The 19,059-nt window shown below is 41.5% G+C and carries 18 protein-coding genes and 1 other annotated feature; of the genes, 2 read left to right on the top strand and 16 right to left on the bottom strand.

What is annotated here, in order from left to right:
- Window positions 1-124: 124 nt before the first annotated feature.
- From sodA to HMPREF0849_RS05920, 3 genes are all read right to left on the bottom strand, one after another.
- Window positions 125-730: a superoxide dismutase SodA gene (gene sodA, locus HMPREF0849_RS05910; protein ID WP_000974728.1), complete on the bottom strand. Its 606-nt coding sequence runs from the start codon at window positions 728-730 to the stop codon at window positions 125-127.
- A 69-nt stretch (window positions 731-799) separates the two neighbouring features.
- Complete coding sequence (gene holA / locus HMPREF0849_RS05915) at window positions 800-1,837, bottom strand: DNA polymerase III subunit delta (RefSeq protein ID WP_000879620.1); 1,038 nt, start codon at window positions 1,835-1,837, stop codon at window positions 800-802.
- Between the two features lie 33 nt (window positions 1,838-1,870).
- Entirely contained in the window at window positions 1,871-2,806 is a 936-nt protein-coding gene (locus tag HMPREF0849_RS05920) for a dihydroorotate oxidase (RefSeq protein WP_000255166.1), read from the bottom strand.
- A gap of 205 nt (window positions 2,807-3,011) precedes the next feature.
- On the opposite strand from HMPREF0849_RS05920, the gene gdhA reads away from it, so the two are divergent.
- Window positions 3,012-4,358 carry an NADP-specific glutamate dehydrogenase gene (gdhA, locus tag HMPREF0849_RS05925; RefSeq protein WP_000199517.1) on the top strand — a complete coding sequence of 449 codons (1,347 nt, stop codon included), beginning with the start codon at window positions 3,012-3,014 and terminating at the stop codon, window positions 4,356-4,358.
- A gap of 31 nt (window positions 4,359-4,389) precedes the next feature.
- A complete protein-coding gene (locus HMPREF0849_RS05930; RefSeq protein ID WP_001053561.1) occupies window positions 4,390-4,875 on the top strand; it encodes a GNAT family N-acetyltransferase in 486 nt (161 codons plus the stop codon).
- A 146-nt stretch (window positions 4,876-5,021) separates the two neighbouring features.
- On the opposite strand, the gene HMPREF0849_RS05935 is transcribed toward HMPREF0849_RS05930, so the two are convergent.
- The 13 genes from HMPREF0849_RS05935 to mecA all read right to left on the bottom strand — a co-directional run bounded on the left by HMPREF0849_RS05935 (window position 5,022) and on the right by mecA (window position 18,978).
- Window positions 5,022-5,666, bottom strand: coding sequence for a TetR/AcrR family transcriptional regulator (locus HMPREF0849_RS05935; protein WP_000444590.1), 645 nt, complete (start codon window positions 5,664-5,666; stop codon window positions 5,022-5,024).
- A gap of 16 nt (window positions 5,667-5,682) precedes the next feature.
- The gene (locus HMPREF0849_RS05940; protein WP_000261418.1) at window positions 5,683-6,687 is read right to left on the bottom strand and encodes an NADP-dependent oxidoreductase; all 1,005 of its coding nucleotides are present in this window, start codon (window positions 6,685-6,687) and stop codon (window positions 5,683-5,685) included.
- 213 nt (window positions 6,688-6,900) lie between these two features.
- Entirely contained in the window at window positions 6,901-7,269 is a 369-nt protein-coding gene (locus tag HMPREF0849_RS05945; protein ID WP_009013639.1) for an EXLDI protein, read from the bottom strand.
- Between the two features lie 62 nt (window positions 7,270-7,331).
- On the bottom strand, window positions 7,332-8,234 hold the full coding sequence (locus tag HMPREF0849_RS05950) for a DUF2268 domain-containing protein (protein ID WP_001166702.1): 903 nt from the start codon (window positions 8,232-8,234) through the stop codon (window positions 7,332-7,334).
- A gap of 412 nt (window positions 8,235-8,646) precedes the next feature.
- Window positions 8,647-9,015 carry a 50S ribosomal protein L7/L12 gene (rplL, locus tag HMPREF0849_RS05955; protein WP_001196964.1) on the bottom strand — a complete coding sequence of 123 codons (369 nt, stop codon included), beginning with the start codon at window positions 9,013-9,015 and terminating at the stop codon, window positions 8,647-8,649.
- Between the two features lie 74 nt (window positions 9,016-9,089).
- Window positions 9,090-9,590, bottom strand: coding sequence for a 50S ribosomal protein L10 (gene rplJ, locus HMPREF0849_RS05960; protein ID WP_001287274.1), 501 nt, complete (start codon window positions 9,588-9,590; stop codon window positions 9,090-9,092).
- A 38-nt stretch (window positions 9,591-9,628) separates the two neighbouring features.
- Window positions 9,629-9,764: a sequence feature (ribosomal protein L10 leader region), on the bottom strand.
- A 61-nt stretch (window positions 9,765-9,825) separates the two neighbouring features.
- Entirely contained in the window at window positions 9,826-11,085 is a 1,260-nt protein-coding gene (locus HMPREF0849_RS05965) for a TRZ/ATZ family protein (RefSeq protein ID WP_000870427.1), read from the bottom strand.
- A 114-nt stretch (window positions 11,086-11,199) separates the two neighbouring features.
- A complete protein-coding gene (locus HMPREF0849_RS05970; RefSeq protein ID WP_001254279.1) occupies window positions 11,200-12,948 on the bottom strand; it encodes an ABC transporter ATP-binding protein in 1,749 nt (582 codons plus the stop codon).
- A gap of 1 nt (window position 12,949) precedes the next feature.
- Window positions 12,950-14,674 (bottom strand): ABC transporter ATP-binding protein, encoded by a 1,725-nt coding sequence (locus HMPREF0849_RS05975; protein WP_000681679.1) that lies wholly within the window; start codon window positions 14,672-14,674, stop codon window positions 12,950-12,952.
- A 60-nt stretch (window positions 14,675-14,734) separates the two neighbouring features.
- A complete protein-coding gene (gene msrB, locus HMPREF0849_RS05980) occupies window positions 14,735-15,673 on the bottom strand; it encodes a peptide-methionine (R)-S-oxide reductase MsrB (RefSeq protein ID WP_000818189.1) in 939 nt (312 codons plus the stop codon).
- A gap of 259 nt (window positions 15,674-15,932) precedes the next feature.
- A complete protein-coding gene (thrB, locus tag HMPREF0849_RS05990; RefSeq protein ID WP_000692420.1) occupies window positions 15,933-16,802 on the bottom strand; it encodes a homoserine kinase in 870 nt (289 codons plus the stop codon).
- Between the two features lies 1 nt (window position 16,803).
- On the bottom strand, window positions 16,804-18,090 hold the full coding sequence (locus tag HMPREF0849_RS05995; protein ID WP_000216365.1) for a homoserine dehydrogenase: 1,287 nt from the start codon (window positions 18,088-18,090) through the stop codon (window positions 16,804-16,806).
- A gap of 147 nt (window positions 18,091-18,237) precedes the next feature.
- Window positions 18,238-18,978, bottom strand: a complete 741-nt coding sequence (mecA, locus tag HMPREF0849_RS06000) for an adaptor protein MecA (RefSeq protein ID WP_000782703.1) — start codon at window positions 18,976-18,978, stop codon at window positions 18,238-18,240.
- Window positions 18,979-19,059 lie beyond the last annotated feature (81 nt).

Raw genomic sequence — 19,059 nt, forward strand, 5'->3', positions numbered from 1 at the left:
TATTTTACCATAATTTCTAGCAGTTAGCACGTTTCTCATAAAAATGAAAAAAGTCTGACGATTTTGTCAGACTTCTGCTTTATAACTTTAAAAAGAGAAGAACAATTCTTCCCTCCATATTTTATTATTTAGCTGCTGCGTAAAGCTCGTCTACCTTGTTCCAGTTAATTACTGAGAAGAAAGCTTTGATGTAGTCAGGACGCACGTTGCGGTATTTCACGTAGTAAGCATGTTCCCAAACGTCCAAGCCCAAGATTGGTTTTTTACCTTCTGAGATTGGTGTGTCTTGGTTTGCTGTTGAAGTCACTTCAAGCTTCCCTTCTTTGTTAACAACCAACCATGCCCATCCAGAACCGAAGCGAGTTGTAGCTGCTGCTGTAAAGGCTGCTTGGAACTCTTCAAATGAACCAAATGTTGCATCGATTGCTGCTGCAAGTTCTGCTGATGGAGCTGTTTTCTCAGGAGTCATCAATTCCCAGAAAAGAGCGTGGTTCAAGTGTCCACCACCATTGTTGATAAGTGCTTGACGGATATCAGCTGGGATAGAATCTACATCAGCAAGCAAAGCTTCAAGGTCTTCACCAATTTCAGGGTGTTTTTCAAGAGCTGCATTTGCATTGTTGACATAAGTTTGGTGGTGTTTGTCATGGTGCAAGTGCATTGTTTCTGCATCGATGTATGGTTCCAAAGCGTCATATGCGTATGGAAGGTCTGGTAAGATAATAGCCATCTGTAATACCTCTTTTTCTTTCTATATGAAAATGATAACGCAATCATCCTCTTTTTTCAAGTTTTTTGCTCAATTTGCCTCTGCCGCGATCTGCAAAAGTGCCTTTTCAAACAGGTACCCCTTTTCATAGACACCTGTCTTAATCTGGTAGTCTGTTTCAATCAAATAAGAAATCGCTCGCTTGAGAAAGGAAATGGAAATCCCTCTCGAATCTCTCAATGCAAACTTGATTTGATAAGGATTAGGATTGCGCCCCAAGTAAGTTCCCAGACTGCTTGCAATCTGCGATTCCGTCTGACCAGTCTCTGATAAAATCTTCACTTGGGTAAAGGTTCGAAACTGTCCTAACATGACAGCTATGAGCTTGATCTCATCCTCCCCTTGCAACGTCAAATCTCTAACCAAGTCACGGGCCTGGTCGATCTTTTTGCCCAAGATAAGCTGAGTCAAATCAAAAATATTGTCCTGCAAAGTCTTTGGAATAGCCTCGACAATATCCTTCTCCTCTATCATGCCATCTGACTTATAAGACTGTAAAAAGAGGAGATTTTTCTGGATTTCGCTAAACTGAAAACCAGACTTGATGAGTAGATTTTCAAAAGACTTTTCCGCAAACTGCAAACCTTGTTTTTGGCTCCATTTTTGGAAATATTGGCGGAGTTCTTGTTCCTTGGGTTCAATAGCATCAAAAACAGTCGCATCTCGTTTGAGCAATTTGACCAACCGTCTTTTACTATCCAACTTTCCTTCCGCAAAAATCAACAACTTGGTTGTTGGCGAAGGGTTATCAAGGTATGCCTCAAATGACTTGAGCTCATCATCTGTTAAAAAACGTTTCTTGGCTGTTGTGATATCGACAAAATGGTCTAATATCACGATTTTCTCATCCGCAAAGAAAGGGAGACTGACCAACTCCAACTCTAAGTCTTTATAAGCCACTTCTTTCATATCAAAGTAAGCAAAATTGAGATCAGCTGGATCATAACCAATCTGCTTCAACACTTGACTCTTCATAACTTCAAACTGACCCTGGTCTGTCCCTGTAAATAGATTCAAGCTAGATAGATTTGATAACGTCAACTTCTGACTGTCTTCAATGGCTAGCATCTTCTCTCCTTTCTTCTGATTTTTCGATTTAATTTAGTCAATATAGCGCAATTTCCCACGGAAATCTTCTAGTCTCTCGTACCCTTTTTCCTCCATAATAGCTTTCAGTTCATTGGTAATGCGTTCAAAAGCACCTACGCCTTCTTTGTGAAGAGTAGTTCCTACTTGCACCATACTCGCACCGCAGAGGATATGTTCAAAGGCATCACGACCCGTAAGAACGCCACCCGTTCCGATGATTTGGATTTGGGGATTTAAACGTTGGTAAAAGGCGTGCACATTCGCTAGAGCAGTCGGTTTGATATACTCTCCACCAATGCCTCCAAAACCGTTTTTAGGGCGAATAACGACAGACTCATCTTCGATATAGAGACCATTCCCGATAGAGTTAACACAGTTAACAAATTTGAGTGGATACTTGTTAAAAATAGCTGCCGCTTGGTCAAAGTGGACAATATCAAAATATGGTGGCAACTTGATTCCAAGAGGTTTGGTAAAGTAGGCAAATACCTCTGACAAGATACGGTCTGTTGTTTCAAAATCATAGGCAATCTGAGGTTTTCCTGGAACGTTTGGACAAGAGAGATTAAGCTCTGTCAGTCCTTTGAATTCACTCTCTTGAACTTTTTTCAAGATGGCATGTGTTTCTTCTGGAGACATGCCAACTAAAGATAGGAAGAAAGTTCGGTTTGGCTCTTTTTCCTGCAAGTCCAAAAGATAGTCCAGATAGTAGTCTAAGCCATTATTTGGTAAGCCCATGGAGTTGATAGAACCAAGTGGAACATCCTGATAACGTGGTTCAGGATTCCCCTGACGAAAGTCCAAGGTCGCTGTCTTTGTGACAAAGGTTCCCGCCGCTGAGTTTTTGACTCCTTCAAGCTCTTCTATCGTCATACAAGCCACACCTGCTGCATTCATCAAGCAATTATCAAACTCAAAGCCAGCTATTTGTGTTTTCGTTGATACCATGATTCTGATCCTCCAGATTCCTTTTATTTCTAATATTATACCATACTTTAAGATTTTCTCTTTGAGAAACTAATTTCTATATAAAACGTTCGGTTTTGTAAATTGAAAGAATTTTTAGAAAATTTCTGTTTTTTTCTTTACACTCAAAAAAAATTCTGCTATAATGGCTCATGTAATAAAATATAACAACAAAAAGGAGAACGATATGACATCTGCTAAAGACTATATCCAAAGCGTGTTTGCAACTGTGAAAGCTCGTAACGGGCATGAGGCTGAATTTCTCCAGGCGGTTGAAGAATTCTTCAGCACTTTGGAACCTGTATTTGAAAAACACCCTGAGTATATCGAAGAAAACATCTTGGCACGTATCACTGAGCCTGAGCGCGTGATTTCTTTCCGTGTTCCTTGGGTTGACCGTGATGGAAAAGTTCAAGTCAACCGTGGTTACCGTGTTCAATTCAACTCAGCTGTTGGACCATATAAAGGCGGACTTCGTTTCCACCCAACTGTAAACCAAGGGATTTTGAAATTCCTCGGCTTCGAACAAATCTTTAAAAACGTTTTGACTGGACTTCCAATCGGTGGAGGTAAAGGGGGATCAGACTTCGATCCTAAAGGGAAGACTGATGCTGAAGTGATGCGCTTCTGCCAAAGCTTCATGACTGAATTGCAAAAATACATCGGACCATCTCTTGACGTACCTGCTGGTGATATCGGTGTTGGAGGACGCGAAATTGGATACCTTTACGGACAATACAAACGTCTTAACCAATTTGATGCGGGTGTCTTGACTGGTAAACCTCTTGGATTTGGTGGTAGCTTGATTCGTCCAGAAGCAACTGGTTATGGTTTGGTTTACTATACTGAAGAAATGCTCAAAGCTAATGGTAACAGTTTTGCTGGTAAGAAAGTGGTTATTTCAGGTTCTGGTAACGTAGCTCAATATGCTCTTCAAAAAGCGACTGAACTCGGCGCTACTGTTATCTCTGTATCTGACTCAAACGGTTATGTCATTGACGAAAATGGTATTGACTTCGATCTTTTGGTTGATGTTAAAGAAAAACGCCGTGCTCGTTTGACTGAGTACGCAGCTGAGAAAGCAACTGCTACTTACCATGAAGGTTCTGTATGGACTTACGCTGGAAACTACGACATCGCTCTTCCATGTGCGACTCAAAACGAAATCAACGGTGAAGCAGCTAAACGTTTGGTTTCTCAAGGCGTTATCTGTGTATCTGAAGGTGCTAACATGCCTAGTGACCTTGATGCGATTAAAGTCTACAAAGAAAACGGAATCCTTTACGGACCTGCCAAAGCTGCCAACGCTGGTGGTGTAGCTGTATCAGCGCTTGAAATGAGCCAAAACAGCCTTCGCCTTTCATGGACCCGTGAAGAAGTTGATGGACGCCTCAAAGACATCATGACCAACATCTTCAATACAGCTAAAACAACTGCTGAAACCTACGGACTTGGTACTGACTACCTTGCAGGAGCAAATATCGCTGCCTTCGAAAACGTAGCAAACGCTATGATTGCCCAAGGTATTGTTTAATTAGTCGATACATCCTATCGGAGGACAAATGATGAACTTACGGCCAATGGAAGTGAGAGACAATCCAGCTGTAGCGCAGCTCATTCGAGCTAGCCTAGAAGAGTTTGGGCTTGACAAACCAGGAACTGTCTACTTTGATTCTCATCTAGATCATTTGGCCGACTACTATCAACAGCAAGAGAGAGCAGCTTACTTTGTTCTGGAAGATGAAGATCAGCTGGTTGGCTGCGGTGGCTTTGCACCTGTGTCTGATAAGATTGCTGAATTACAAAAACTGTATGTCACTAAAAATAGCCGTGGCAAAGGTTATTCCAGTAGGTTGATAAAGCGGATATTCCAGGAAGCCCATCTAGCTGGTTATGAACAGCTTTATCTAGAAACCTCCACTGAACTGGCTACGGCTGTGGCCATCTATCAGCGCTATGGTTTCACATCACTGCAAGAACCACTTTCTAACGCTGCCGGCCACCCAGCTATGAATATCTGGATGATAAAATCCCTCTTATCAGATGAATAGATGGCAGTATACTAATGTAGCCAATGCTATGATAGTAAAGGTATTGTTTCAATTTATTTTTCAATCCCCAATCACTCTGATTGGGGATTTTTATATTGGTTTTAAAAAAGCTCACTATTTTTAATAGTAAGCTTAAAAATCAAAATTCACTTTACTTCTACTAAGGCAAAAGACAGGCATTCAACAATTTCGTTTACTGCTTCATCTATGTTCACATCTTCCTTATCATTCAACATCATTGGAATAACATAAGAAAGACTCAAGGCTAGAATATAACGAACCATTCTTTCATTTGACCAATCTCGAATAACACCATTTTCTTTAAACTGATTCAGAACTGGACTAATTGACTTAATGATAGAGTGAACAATAACATTCCCTAACTGCTCAGAAATAGTTTTATCAATAAAAGAACGACTCAAGAGAATTTTAACTTGCATTTGATTCTCCTGAATGAAAACTAGTCTATCTCGAACAATGCTTCTCAAAAACACTGGAAAACTCTCTTGGTTTGCTGTAAATTTCTTCTCAGAAAAATCAGCAATCACATCTGGAATAACCTGTTCGAGAAAAGTTGACAGAATAGCTTCTAAGATGCCTTCCTTAGTTTTAAAGTAACTAAAAACTGTCCCTTCTGAAACTCCAGCCTCCTTAGCAATAAGGCTTGCTGTTGTATTCTCAAAACCAATTTCTGAAAATAACTTTAGACTTGATAATAACACTTGACGTTGTTTTAAACTCAAGTTGCTATTTTCTAATGTCTGAGCGTACTTTTGTTCTAAACTTTCCATTGCTAGCACCTCTCTGCTACTCTCTTACTTTTACAACTTTCTTACCTCGAGTGTGTCCTGACTTCAGACTACGATATGCCTCTCCAACTGACTTTAGAGAAAAATCATAAATCTGATCAATATTCAGCAGAACCTTCCCATCTGAGACCATTTCCGCTAGAACTTTAAAATCATCATATGTGGAATGTCTAGGACCCGTGAACTGAGCTCCTTTTATCATAACATATGGTGAAGGTACTAGCGTTCCAATAGCCGTGCCCTTCAACCCCAAACTGAAAGCCAATTTAACATAATCACTTCCATAGCAATCCAAGAATTTTGTAATTGGCTTTGTACTTGCTGATAGAAGAGCATTCTGGATGTTCTCTTCGTAAGCTACTGGTATGGCACCTAAGGACTTCAGATAATCTGAATTTTTCTTACTTGCAATTCCAATAACTGTCGCACCCTTAGCAACTGCATACTGTACTGCGATACTTCCAATACCACCTGCTGCTGCTGAAATAACTACAACATCTTTAGAGTTTAGCTCAATCTTTCTAAAAGCACCTCCCACTGTTAGAGAGGCTACACCCATAGTAGATGCATGGTTCATATCAATCATCTCTGGTTTCAACACAATTTCTGATTCATTGACACAAACTTCTGTTGCCAAAGCTCCCCTCTTGGTCCCCAATCCAGGGTCACTGATCATTGTTCCAAAAACCTTGTCCCCTACTGCAAACCGACTTACTCCTTCACCAATTTCTGTGATAACTCCAGCAAAATCCCGACCAACACCTCTTGGAAAGAGAGATGATTTTGACTCAAACCAACGACTTGGCTTCCTTAGTTTCGTCATAAAAGATAGAAAACGAAGTGGCTTTGCCCCCTCAAAAGTCTTATAATCAATAGGATTTAAACCAACTGCATAAACTTCTACCCTAACTTGATTCACTTCCAAAACATCAGATTTAATGTTCACCAAATCTAGCACTTCTTCATCACCGAAACGACCATACTGTATTGCTTGAACAACCATTTCATGAACTCCTTTGTTTATCTATATATTGAGTGAGCACTCAATCATTTTTCTCTGATTATACGCTTATTCTTCATAGATTTCAACTATACTGTTTCCAAAACTTCTAACTAAGTTAGCTGTTCATGATAAAAATAGATCTATTTTCCCTTATGAAAAATTATCAAACTATAAATTAGAGAAATCCGACTGCTTATGAAAGCAGTCGGATTTTTATATATCTAATTTTTCAAAAAATTTGCCTGCTGACCGCTTTTCTTTTAGCTTCTCCAGCAGCTCATCCTCTATAAAAGGAGTCAGGTCGTCAAAATCTTGGCAAACCTTAAAAACCGTCTCTCTGTCCAACTGGCCATAAGCTAGTTCATAATAGTCCTTATTATGATGCCAGTTCTGGTCATAGTTGATATCTTTCCGTTGATAGTAAACAATGTTTTGCTTCGGTGTCAGGTAAAGCTTCTGTGTTAGAATACTTTTCTGATCTTTGGACAACTTGCTACGACTGAAAATCTTAACACCTTGAAAGATCTTGCGTTCATGGATACCTTGATTTGTGACCTTTAATTCAACTCTTTTATAGTGCATATAGTCACCTCCAAAAATTACTTTCATTATATCAAACTCTGGCAGATTTGCAAGCAAAAGTATCATTTCCAAAAGTCTTTAGTCGCCTCTAAAATCTGTTCCGTTGGTGTCACAGTTGCTTCAATAATAGTCTTGCCAGTCATTTTCAGATAGGCTTGTATCAGATGATAGCCATAAGCATAGCCTGCAGCATAGGGCATACCAACCGGAATTTGACCCTGTATCTTCGCGATTTCATCACCGTATAGATAAGGAGCCATTTCCGCCATCCCTGTTAGCTGAAGCTGACTTGAGATGATGGGCTTAATCTCTTTTAACTGCTCTGGACTGGTTGAAGTGACCCAGGGCCCAATGAGATCTTTGCCATAGAGCTCAGCAGCAAAAGACTCTGCCAATCCTTCACTGACTACCCAGTCTGCTAATGTTGTCTGCTGATTCCATTTGACAAATTGGAAACGGACATTGTGATTGCACTCGTGAGCCAACGCAGCCTGCACACGTGGTAAAGTATAGTCAGTTGGTAGTAGACTAAGCATGAGGTAGCCTGGAATTCCGCCATCTCCGCTATAACCCTTATTGAGCTGTAGCATAGGTTTTTCTGGATTGCCCAATAAAATAGTAAAATGGTAATCCTCAACATCTAAGTCATAGCCAGCCTGCTCAAAAAGACCAATACTCCTTTTGATGGTATCCTGGCAGTCCTGCCAGAGTTGATCAGAGCTCAGAGAGTCGATAGCTGGTCTATCCTTTTCTGAGAGAGTTGAGGGTAACTGATTCATAAAGCCAAGTAGGAAAAGAGCATCAAATCCTCCAGGATAGTTTGCTTTCAGAGGAATGTGTTGCGTTTGGTATTTGGTTGCAAAAGGTGCTAATATTTTAGCTCGAAAGCAACCTTCTCTTTTTTCTAAAGGAAGCTCGAGCATCTCTTGGTAAACTTTATCTGAACGAATCATATTGATTTGCATAATAATCTCCTTTCTTATCTACTATTAGTATAATACCTTACCTAAGGTCAGAGTCAAGAAGAAAATTGAAATATCTATTAAAATTTCATTGAAATTACCTCAAACCGTTCGAAAATTACCTTCAATAAAGTTCTTTAATACTGAGATTATAATATCCGGAGTATCAATAAATTAAAAACTTACTTTTCTACTGTTAATAGGAATGATGATACTAGAAAAAAATAAATCCTGAAGGGTAAAAACTTGTATTATTTTTTATGGAAAGCCTATTATTCAAAACTTGTTTGTCTCCTAGATAAACTATATAATTAGTTTGCCCCCTTTTTGCCCCTTCTTGAACCAAAAGAAAAAACCGCTACTCCTAAGAATAGCGGTTTTATATGTTTTTTAAGCTACTAATGTAGTCGCTCTATTATTTAAGAGTAACTGAAGCTCCAGCTTCTTCCAATTTAGCTTTGATTTCTTCAGCTTCTGCAGTTGGAACGCCTTCTTTGATGACACCTGGTGCACCATCAACAAGTTCTTTAGCTTCTTTAAGTCCAAGACCAGTGATTTCACGTACAACTTTGATAACGCCAACTTTTTTGTCACCAGCAGCTGTCAACTCAACGTCAAATGAGTCTTTAGCAGCACCAGCGTCAGCAGCACCAGCTGCAGCAACAGCTACAGGAGCAGCTGCAGTTACACCAAATTCTTCTTCGATAGCTTTTACAAGGTCGTTCAATTCAAGGATTGAAGCTTCTTTAATTTCAGCAATAATGTTTTCAATGTTCAATGCCATTGTTATTTCCTCCAAATAAGTTTTTAATTTTATAATAGTTTTTCCGTAGCTAGGCTACGCTGCGTAGCTTAAGATTAAGCTGCGTCTTCTTTGTTGTCTGCAACCGCTTTGACTGCAAGAGCAACGTTGCGCACTGGCGCTTGAAGTACAGAAAGGAGCATAGAAAGAAGTCCTTCGCGGTTTGGAAGAGTTGCAAGAGCAACGATTTCTTCTTTAGATGCGACAGCGCCTTCGATTGCACCACCTTTGATTTCAAGTGCTTCAGCGTTTTTAGCAAAGTCGTTCAAGATTTTCGCTGGTGCGATAACATCTTCGTTAGAAAATGCTACTGCAGATGGTCCAACAAATACTGATGCAAGATCTTCAAGACCAGCTTTTTCAGCTGCACGACGCAAGATTGAGTTTTTAATGACTTTATACTCAACTTCGCTTCCACGAAGCTCACGACGAAGAACTGTATCTTGCTCAACTGTCAAACCACGAGCGTCTACAACGACGATAGATGCAGCAGCTTTCATTTTTTCAGCTACTACGTCAACTAGTTCCGCTTTTTTAGCAATAATTGCTTCACTCATTAGTGTGTTCACCTCCGTAATTATTTTGCTTGAGGAATTTTTCCAAAAGAAAAACGCGCCCAAACCTAGACACGAAAGTACAATACGCTTCTTTTTACATGATACGTTTTGTCCTCGGTAGGATATTTACGAGTCGAGCTCCCCTACTGTCTTAGGCAGTTTTTTCAAACCGTATATAAGTATAGCATAGACAAAAAAAGAATGCAAGATTTTTGCAAACTTTTTTTAAATTTTTTTAAATCTCTACTGTCAAAACTTTGCCTTGCTTAACCACCTGTTCTCCAGCGATATAAACATCATCAACATCACTGGATTTGACAGCATAAACCAGATGAGAGAGCATATTTTCCTGAGGTTGAAGATGGATTTTTCCTCGTGGTTGAATGACCAGAAAATCTGCCTGTTTGCCGACTTCTAGGCTTCCTATCTGCTTTTCCATTCCTAGAACCTTAGCTCCTTCGATTGTCAGTGCCTTAAGGGCTGTTTCGATAGGAAATTGGCTGGCATCTCCACTTTTCATCTTTTGAAGAAGGGCTACTGTCCGTCCTTCCTCGAACATATCTAGATTATTATTGGAAGCAACCGAGTCTGTCGCAATCCCCACTGCTACTCCTGCTTTTTGCAGTTGGATGATGGGAGCGATCCCTGAGGCCAATTTAAGATTACTGATAGGATTATGGGCGATAGCCACATGAGAAGTTGCCAAGCGTTCAATTTCTCTCTCGTTTAATTCGACCCCATGAGCAAAGACAGACGGATGATCTAAGTAACCTAGTTCTTCTAGAAAGGCGAGAGAGCGTTTGCCGTATCGTTTCAGGATAATTCCTGATTCCTCCTTGGTCTCCGCCACATGAATATGGATAGGAATGTCCAGCTCTTTTGCCATATCTAAGCTCGCTTCCAGCAAGTCTCTACTACAGCTATATGGAGAATGAGGAGCTACCATAACCTTGAAATTTGGGTTTTCATATTCTAAGATTTCCTCTATGATGGCACGTGTTCTGCTTATGGTCTCAGCAGTTGTTTCTGCCTCTGAAGAAAAGAGGGTCGGTGAGAAATAACAACGCATCTTAGATGCCTTGACTGCCTGATAAATTTGCTCAATATCCACACCATTGGGATTATACATATCGTTGAAGGTTGTTGTCCCTGACTGGAGCATCTCTGTCAGAGCTTCTTTGACTGCCTTGGTAGTCATATCGGGAGTAAATCCTGCTTCTGCTGGCCAAATATAGTCATTGAGCCATTCATGGAGATTACTATCATCCCGGATCCCTCGCAAACCTGTCATAGCAGAATGGGTGTGGCAATTGACCAAACCAGGCATGATCCAGGCTCCCTGATAGTCTATAATCTGCTCAGCTTGCTCTAAAATCTCTGGCTCCTCTTGGCCGACATAGACGATTTGAGAGTCCTTAACAGCTAAGATACCATCCAAATAAACATGGAAATCTTGATCACAAGTCACGATATTTACATGCTGATAGACTTTCATTATAGGCTCCTTTTCTATAAGACAATTTACAGTGAATAATTTTTCTAGCTATTGTAACAAAAAAGTCACCCGAAGGCAACTTTTTTCGTTCATAAGATTTTAAAATAGAAAGGATTATTCAGAGCGAAAAGCTGCAGCTTTCTGCATTTGGTAATACTTGCCCTTTCTAGCCATGAGATCCTGATGGTTACCATGCTCAACAATGTCACCATCCACCAAGACTAGAATCAGATCCGCATCCTGAATAGTTGACAAACGGTGAGCAATGATAAAGCTTGTGCGCCCCTTCATCAGTTTGGCAAAGGCATCCTGTACCAGCACTTCTGTCCGTGTATCGATGGAGGAAGTTGCCTCGTCTAAGATAAGAATCTTTGGGATAGCTAGAAAGACTCGGGCGATGGTCAAGAGCTGGGCTTGCCCGACAGAGAGAGATTCTCCTGCATTTTCCAACTTGGTATCGTATCCCTGTGGCAACTGTTGGATGAAAAAGTCTGCATTGGCTGCTTTTGCGGCAGCAATCACCTGCTCCCTACTGGCATCAGGATTTCCAAAGGCAATATTGTCATGAATGGTCCCTTGCTTGAGCCAGGTTTCTTGGAGTACCATCCCAAACTGCTGTCTCAATGACGCTCGGGTATAATCATAAATGGACTGCCCATCTAACAAGATATCTCCCGAGTTAATAGGATAAAAACGCATGAGGAGATTGATAAGAGTTGACTTACCAGCACCTGTAGGACCAACGATGGCTACCTTGCTACCAGCTGGGATATCGATAGACAAATCCTTAATCAAGATCCTTTCAGGATGGTATCCAAAAGAAACATGCTTAAAGGAAATGGCTCCCTTAACTTGGTCACTGGTCAAGACTTCCTTACCTGTTTCAGCCACCTCTGGACTTTCTAAGACAGCATAGACGCGCTCTGCGCAAGCGAGAGCACTTTGCAACTCAGCTAGCACTGAAGAAATATCGTTAAAGGGCTTGGTGTACTGTTGGACGTAATTCAAAAAAGTCACTAAACGTCCGATGGTCAAGGTGGACCCCATCATGATACGATAGGCTCCCACTCCAGCAAGAAGAGCATAGATGAGTGCATTAACAAAGCGAGTCGAAGGATTAACCGTTGATGAATAAAAGATAGCTGACTGAGAATAACCTGCGTAGTTGGCATTCGCCTCATGCAGTTTTTTGATAAACTCTGTTTGAGCATTGAAGGACTGGATAATAGTCTGCTGGCTAAGTGATTCTTCAATCAACTGAGTCTGAATCCCCCTGGTCTCTGTTTGCTTCTGAAAGAGATGATAGGACCGTTTGGCAATAAAGCGTGAAATCACCATGGACAGGGGCGTCAACAGCAAGACCAAGAGGGTCATGAGGAGATGAATTTGGAGCATGGCTAGAATACTAACCAAAATCATCAAAACACCAATGAAAAATTGATTGAAAATCATGGTCAAGCCGGCTGCCAGCTGTTCTATGTCTGTGGTCACACGACTAACCATCTCTCCACTGCCCTGCCGGTCCACAAAAGCAATCGGTAACCGATGGAGTTTATGGATGATTCTCTCTCGCAAGTCTCTGGTATAAGAGAAGATTAGACGATTATAAAGAAGAGGATTGGCCCATTGTACCAGTGTATTTCCTATGACCACCAAGATCATCTGGATGAAAATCTGCCAAAAAACTGGTGAAGAACCAGTTACGAGGACCTGGTCAATGACCTGCCCAATCAAGATAGGTAGGTAGATCGATAAAGCAACTTGGGCAATGGTTCCTAGAAAGGCTAGGAAAAGGAGGAAAGGATGGCTTGCTAAATCTTTTGCCAAACGTTTGAGCGTCTGGTTTGCAGTTTGTCGTCTCATATTAGTCCTCCTTTCCATGTTGGGATGCATTGATTTCGCGATAGACTTGGCTAGTCTTCATCAATTCCTCGTGCTTGCCAATAGCTAGTAGCTCACCTTTTTCCAAGAGGAGAATCTGGTCTGCCATCCGAAGTGTCGAAGTCCGTTGAGAAATCAAGATTAAACTTGTATTTGGCAAATTTTCTCGAATAGCTTTCAAGAGATTGGATTCGGTAATGGTGTCCAGTGCCGAGGTCGCATCATCTAGGATGAGAAATGGTGCTTGTCGCAAGACTGCTCGTGCGATAGACAGCCTTTGTTTTTGTCCACCTGAGAAATTTCGACCTCCTGCCTCAACTAGGGCATCCAAAAGTCCTTCCTTTTCACTGACAAAATCCTTAGCTTGCGCAATCTCCAAGGCCTGCCAGAGTTGCTGGTCAGATAGTTCTTGATTGAAACCCAAAGTCAAGTTGGAACGAATAGTTCCTTTAAAGAGCTCGACTTTTTGAGGTACATAGGCAATCCAAGACCGCCACTGCTCAAGATTACGAGGACTACATCCATCTCGATAAAGGTCAATGCTCCCCTTGTCTACTGGATAAAGTCCAAGTAAGACTTGCACCAAGCTTGACTTACCAGAACCTGTTCCCCCAATGATACCAAGGATTTGTCCTTGAGTCATATCAAAGGAAATGTTTCTCAGAGAAGGCTGAGCCGCATCAGGATAGGTAAAAGTCAATTCTTGGACTTGTAAAACCTGATTACTGGCAACTTGCTTTTGTTCTAACTCCGAATGGATATCTTCTGGAGCCTCAGCAAAGACTTCCTCGATTCGCTTGGCTGAGATATAGGATTGATTGAGAGAATTGATCAACATAGCAAGCTTGACCAATTCCACCAAGATCTGCAAGAGGTAGTTGATAAGGGCGATAAGAGCACCCTGGCTGAGTAAACCTCCTTGAATTGAAATATAACCCTGCCAGATGATAACGAGGAGAGTTCCATTGACAATCAGATAGGTCAGAGGTGTTAATAAACTAGACCAGAAACCTGTTTTTTCTTGCAATCTAGCATAGACTTGGTTAAGGGTTTGAAAAATCTGTAACTCTCGTTTTTCTTGTCCAAAAGCACGAATAACTCGCATCCCTTGTAATTGCTGGCGTGTTTCCTGAACCAGTTGGTCCGTTTTCTTTCTCAGACTGCTGTAGAGAGGATTGACCAGCCGAGAAAGGCCTACAATGACAATGGTCAAAATGGCAACCATGACTAAGAACCAGAAAGTCAGCTCAGCCGAGATGCGATAGGCCATAAAGATAGCCCCAAAAACGATAATAGGCGCTCGCAAAAAGAGACGCAGGAATTGATTGATACCCGTCTGAATCTGGTAGGTATCTGAAGTCAAGCGGGTGACTAAGCTAGAAGTTGTCAAACGGTCTCTGCTGTCCTTGGGTAAAGAAAGAATATGACGATAGAGGTCGTTTGTCAATTCCTTGGCAAAACCTACCGCTGCCTTGGCTGAGTAAAACTGGGCTACCAAGGCTACGAAAACGCCAATCACTGCAAAGATAAGGAGTAGGCCAATCTGCATCCAGAGGTGCCCTTGATCTGCCTGAGGTAAAGATTGGTCAACAATCCCAGCAATCACCATGGGAACCAAGAGCTCAAAAACAGCTTCAAGTAACTTGAACAAGGGAGCTAAAATGGATTCTTTGATATAGGGTTTGAAGTAAGATAGTAAGTGTTTCATAGATCCCTTCTATTCTTATTCTGGAAATGAAGAAAGTGGGAAGCGCCCACCCTCTCTGTTTTATTTGTTTAAGTAAGGCAATAGATAGCCGTATCCTGCTTCTTCCATCTCATCCTTGGCTACAAAACGCAAGGAAGCCGAATTGATACAGTAACGGAGCCCACCTAACTCACGAGGTCCATCTGTGAAAACATGCCCCAAGTGAGCATTTCCTGACCGAGAACGAACTTCGATTCGCTCCATCCCATGGCTCAAATCCTTGTAGTAGTGAATCAATTCCTTAGAAATCGGACGACTAAAGCTCGGCCAACCACATCCTGAGGCAAACTTATCCTTGGCGAAAAAGAGTGGCTCACCAGTCGTGATATCTACATAAATCCCTTCTTCAAAAGTTTGGTCATAGGCATTGGTAAATGGAGCCTCTGTAGCAGCTTCTTGGGTGACACGATAGGACTCTTCAGTTAAGCTTTCCTTTAACACCTCCTGACTAGGCTTTTCATAGTTAGAGGCATCAATCAATGGCTTATCAGCATCGGTCACATCGATATGACAGTAACCTGAAGGATTCTTCTTAAGATAGTCTTGGTGATAGTCTTCTGCCAGAATGTAGTGGCGAAGTTTCTCCACTTCTACTGCAATCTTTCGACCAAGCATGCGTTCTTGATCCTGCACCACTGTATAGATAGCTGGCAAGTCTGTTTCATCTTGGTAATAAATACCAGTACGATATTGGCGACCACGGTCATTCCCCTGCTGGTTAATAGACAAGGGATTAATAACACGGAAATAATAAAGTAAAATTTCTCTAAGTGACACTGCCTTCTCATCGTAAATCACTTGAACCGTTTCTGCATGGTCTGTTTCCTTGAGTAGCTGGTAATTGGTCGTTTCGACTTGCCCATTAGCGTAGCCGACACTGGTAGCTAGCACTCCCGAAATTCGGGAAAAATATTCCTCTAACCCCCAAAAACAACCACCTGCTAGATAAATTTCTGCCATCTTTATTTCTCCTTTATCAAGTTTTTAACTAATACTCTTCGAAAATCTCTTCAAACCACGTCAGCTTACATCTGCAACCTCAAAACAGTATTTTGAGCTAACTTCGTCAGTTCTATCCACAACCTCAAAACACTGTTTTGAGCAGCCTGCGGCTAGCTTCCTAGTTTGCTCTTTGATTTTCATTGAGTATAAACTTCTTTTCAAAAAAAGGATAGGAAGCCCTCTGGTCGAGAGTTTCCCCATCCTATCCTCTATTTCTTTACTTTGTTTCGACACGGACACCTTGGGTATCCACTTTCAAGTCATGAAGTTTGCCTTTGAAAGACTGCTTTTGCAATTCTGCCTTAATCGCCGGCATCTTGTCATGAGAAGCCAAGACCATAACTGTCGGCCCTGCTCCAGAGAGATAGGTCGCATAGGCACCATTCTCTTTGGCTACTTGCTTAATCGTCGCAAATTCACGGACCAGACTTTGACGATAGCGTTCGTGGAAGAGGTCTCCCTCGATTGCTTGCCCAGCAGTCACCATGTCTCCTGCCAACAAGGCTGCAACAGCCACATTGGCAATCGAACTAGCTGCAACAGCTTCCTTGTAGGATAATTTCTTAGGCAAGACACCGCGGCTATCTCGGGTACGCAATTCATAGTTGGGAATGTAAGCTAAAAAATCACACTCTGGGAAATCTGCCACAATCGCCGAAACCTGCCCTTCAACAGAGCTCGCAACAACAAGATTTCCATAGATGGCTGGAGCTACATTGTCAGGATGTCCTTCAATCTTGGTAGCCAACTGCAATTTGTCGTGGTTAGATAAGTTGAGATTGCCCAGTTGGTTAGCCAGTTCAATTCCAGCAACGATAACCGAGCTAGAAGAACCCAAACCACGCGCCAAGGGAACATCGCTGGTCATTTTCAAACGTCTCGGTTGCAAGTCAGGCGCAATTTGCAAGGCAATCTTAAGCAAAAGATTACGCTCGTCATGGGGAATCCATTTGCCAATCTGGTGTTCAATCAACCACTCATCCCGTTCTTCACATACCTCAATTTGAAGATACTTGGTTACAGCTACACCGACCGAATCAAAACCTGGCCCAATATTGGCACTGGTTGCAGGTACAATAATCTTCATCCTATTCTCCTAACACCTTGAAGGTATTCAAGAGGTCAAATTCTGAAGCTTTGGCCAACTCAGCTGAAACATTCTCAAGTTGTGCTTTATTAATCTTATGAGTGATAATCACTACACGCGCCTTGTCACCCTCTTTGCCATCTTGGAGGATTTGCTTGAAGGAAATATCTTGAGCATTAAAGATTTCAGCAAGTTTCAAGACCTGACCTTTTGAATCTGGTGCTAAGATTGAGAAGTAGTAATTAGCTTTGACATCTTCTGGATTTGCCAAGACCAAATCACGGCTATATTCGTTGAAGTCTTTACCAATGGTACCATCATTCAAACGACGAACGATACGGACAATATCTGCTACAACACTTGTTGCAGTTGGTTTTTGACCCGCACCTGGTCCGTAGTACATAGATTCACCGATACCGATAGATTCTACAAAGACAGCGTTCATTACACCATTCACACTAGCAAGTGGATGTGCTTTAGGTAGGAAGGTTGGAGTCACTTCTGCAGCAATACCTGAAGGAGTTTCCTCGATAGAACCAACCAATTTCACTACATAGCCAAGGTCTTGGGCTACAGCTACGTCTTCTGGTGTGATATTGCGGATTCCCTTGTGGGCTACATCGTCAAAGGCAACCTTCATACCAAAAGCAAACTGGCTCAAAATCACCATCTTGTAGGCTGCGTCAATCCCATCCACGTCATTTGTAGGGTCGCTTTCTGCAAAACCAAGTCTTTGCGCTTCAGCCAGAGCATCATCATAAGACCAGCCTTCTTCGACCATCTTGGTCATCATGAAGTTGGAAGTTCCGTTAACGACACCAAGAACGCGCGTGATTTTGTCAGAAGCCAACGAATTTGCCAAAGTACGAAGAATTGGAATCCCACCAGCTACTGCCGCTTCGTAGTAGAGTGCTACATTATGCTCTTTAGCGATTTCTAACAATTCTGCACCATGAACAGCCAAAAGGTCCTTGTTAGCAGTAACAACGTGTTTCCCAGCTTCTAAGGCACGAGTGATAAAGGTCTTAGCTGGTTCGATACGCCCCATCAATTCCACTACGATAGTAATGTCCTTGTCTGACAAAATATCGTCTACATTGGTTACAAAGTTAAAGTCATTTCCTGCTGCAAGCAAGCGGTTCTTTTCATCTTCATCCTTGACCAATACCTTGGCCACTTCAATCTCTGAATGAGCTGACTGAACGATTTTTTCTCCATTTTCCTTTAGGAGGAATGGCACACCACTTGCAACGGTACCAAATCCAAGTAAAGCAATTTTAACTGTCATGTTTGTCTCCTAGAAATTTTCTGATATAGCCATTATAACAGAATTTTATGAAAATTCCTATTATAGTAAATCACTATTTCGGTCTAGAAAAGAAAAAACGAATCCCAAGATTCGTCTTTCCTGATAAATTAAAATTGATTTTAAAAATTATGAACGAATCTTTTGCAGATTAAGAACTGCATCGTGATTGATCAAGATGTGACCATACTCTTGCAAGACTGAGCGACTGATGTCACTGTCGTCTGCAAACTCACGCATACGAGCCAAGAGCCAGGCTGGATATGGACTTGGATGATTTTCCACATCAACTAAGATTGTCAAATAATAGTGTCCATTCATCTTATAGAGTTCAGAGGTTTCCATCTGGTAGTTAACCGTCTTTGCAAAAGCAACTAAGTCAGCAAGGCTTGCAAAGCGCAGGATATAGTAGATATAAGGTTCTTTCTTACTCTCAGTCTCCTTGTCTGCCTGCTCTTGCTCTTCTTCCTTTGCTTCGACCTGCTCTAGAGATTGGATGGCCTCAATATCGTCCTTGGTTTTATCTGCAATACTCTTTTCCAAGGTTTTGAGAAATTCATCTGGCGACATTTGGGCTAATTCTTCCATATCTGGTAGATCCGCCAAATCTTCAAAATCCAGATTTTGGTCAATCTTAGACTTGGTCACAAAGACGTCGACCTTATCAGGTTTTGGCGTCACGCGGAAACTCAGCATGCCACTATCCAAGAAATTGTCTGGCATCTCTAACTCATCTAAAATAGCATAGAAAAACTCTTCGGTTTTTTCCTGAGGAACGAGAAAGTCTGCAATCTCCATTCCCCGATCCATCAAATCATCTAAAGTCATCGTGATTTTTAGTGTTGTATCACTAATTTGTTTCATCTTCATATCTAGTAACCTCATACTTTCAGTCTATCTATTATACTAGATTTTTACGATTTTATCAAAAGAATGAAGCGAGAATGTGAT

The sequence above is a fragment of the Streptococcus sp. C300 genome (genome assembly GCF_000187645.1).
Taxonomy (GTDB): domain Bacteria; phylum Bacillota; class Bacilli; order Lactobacillales; family Streptococcaceae; genus Streptococcus; species Streptococcus oralis_CQ.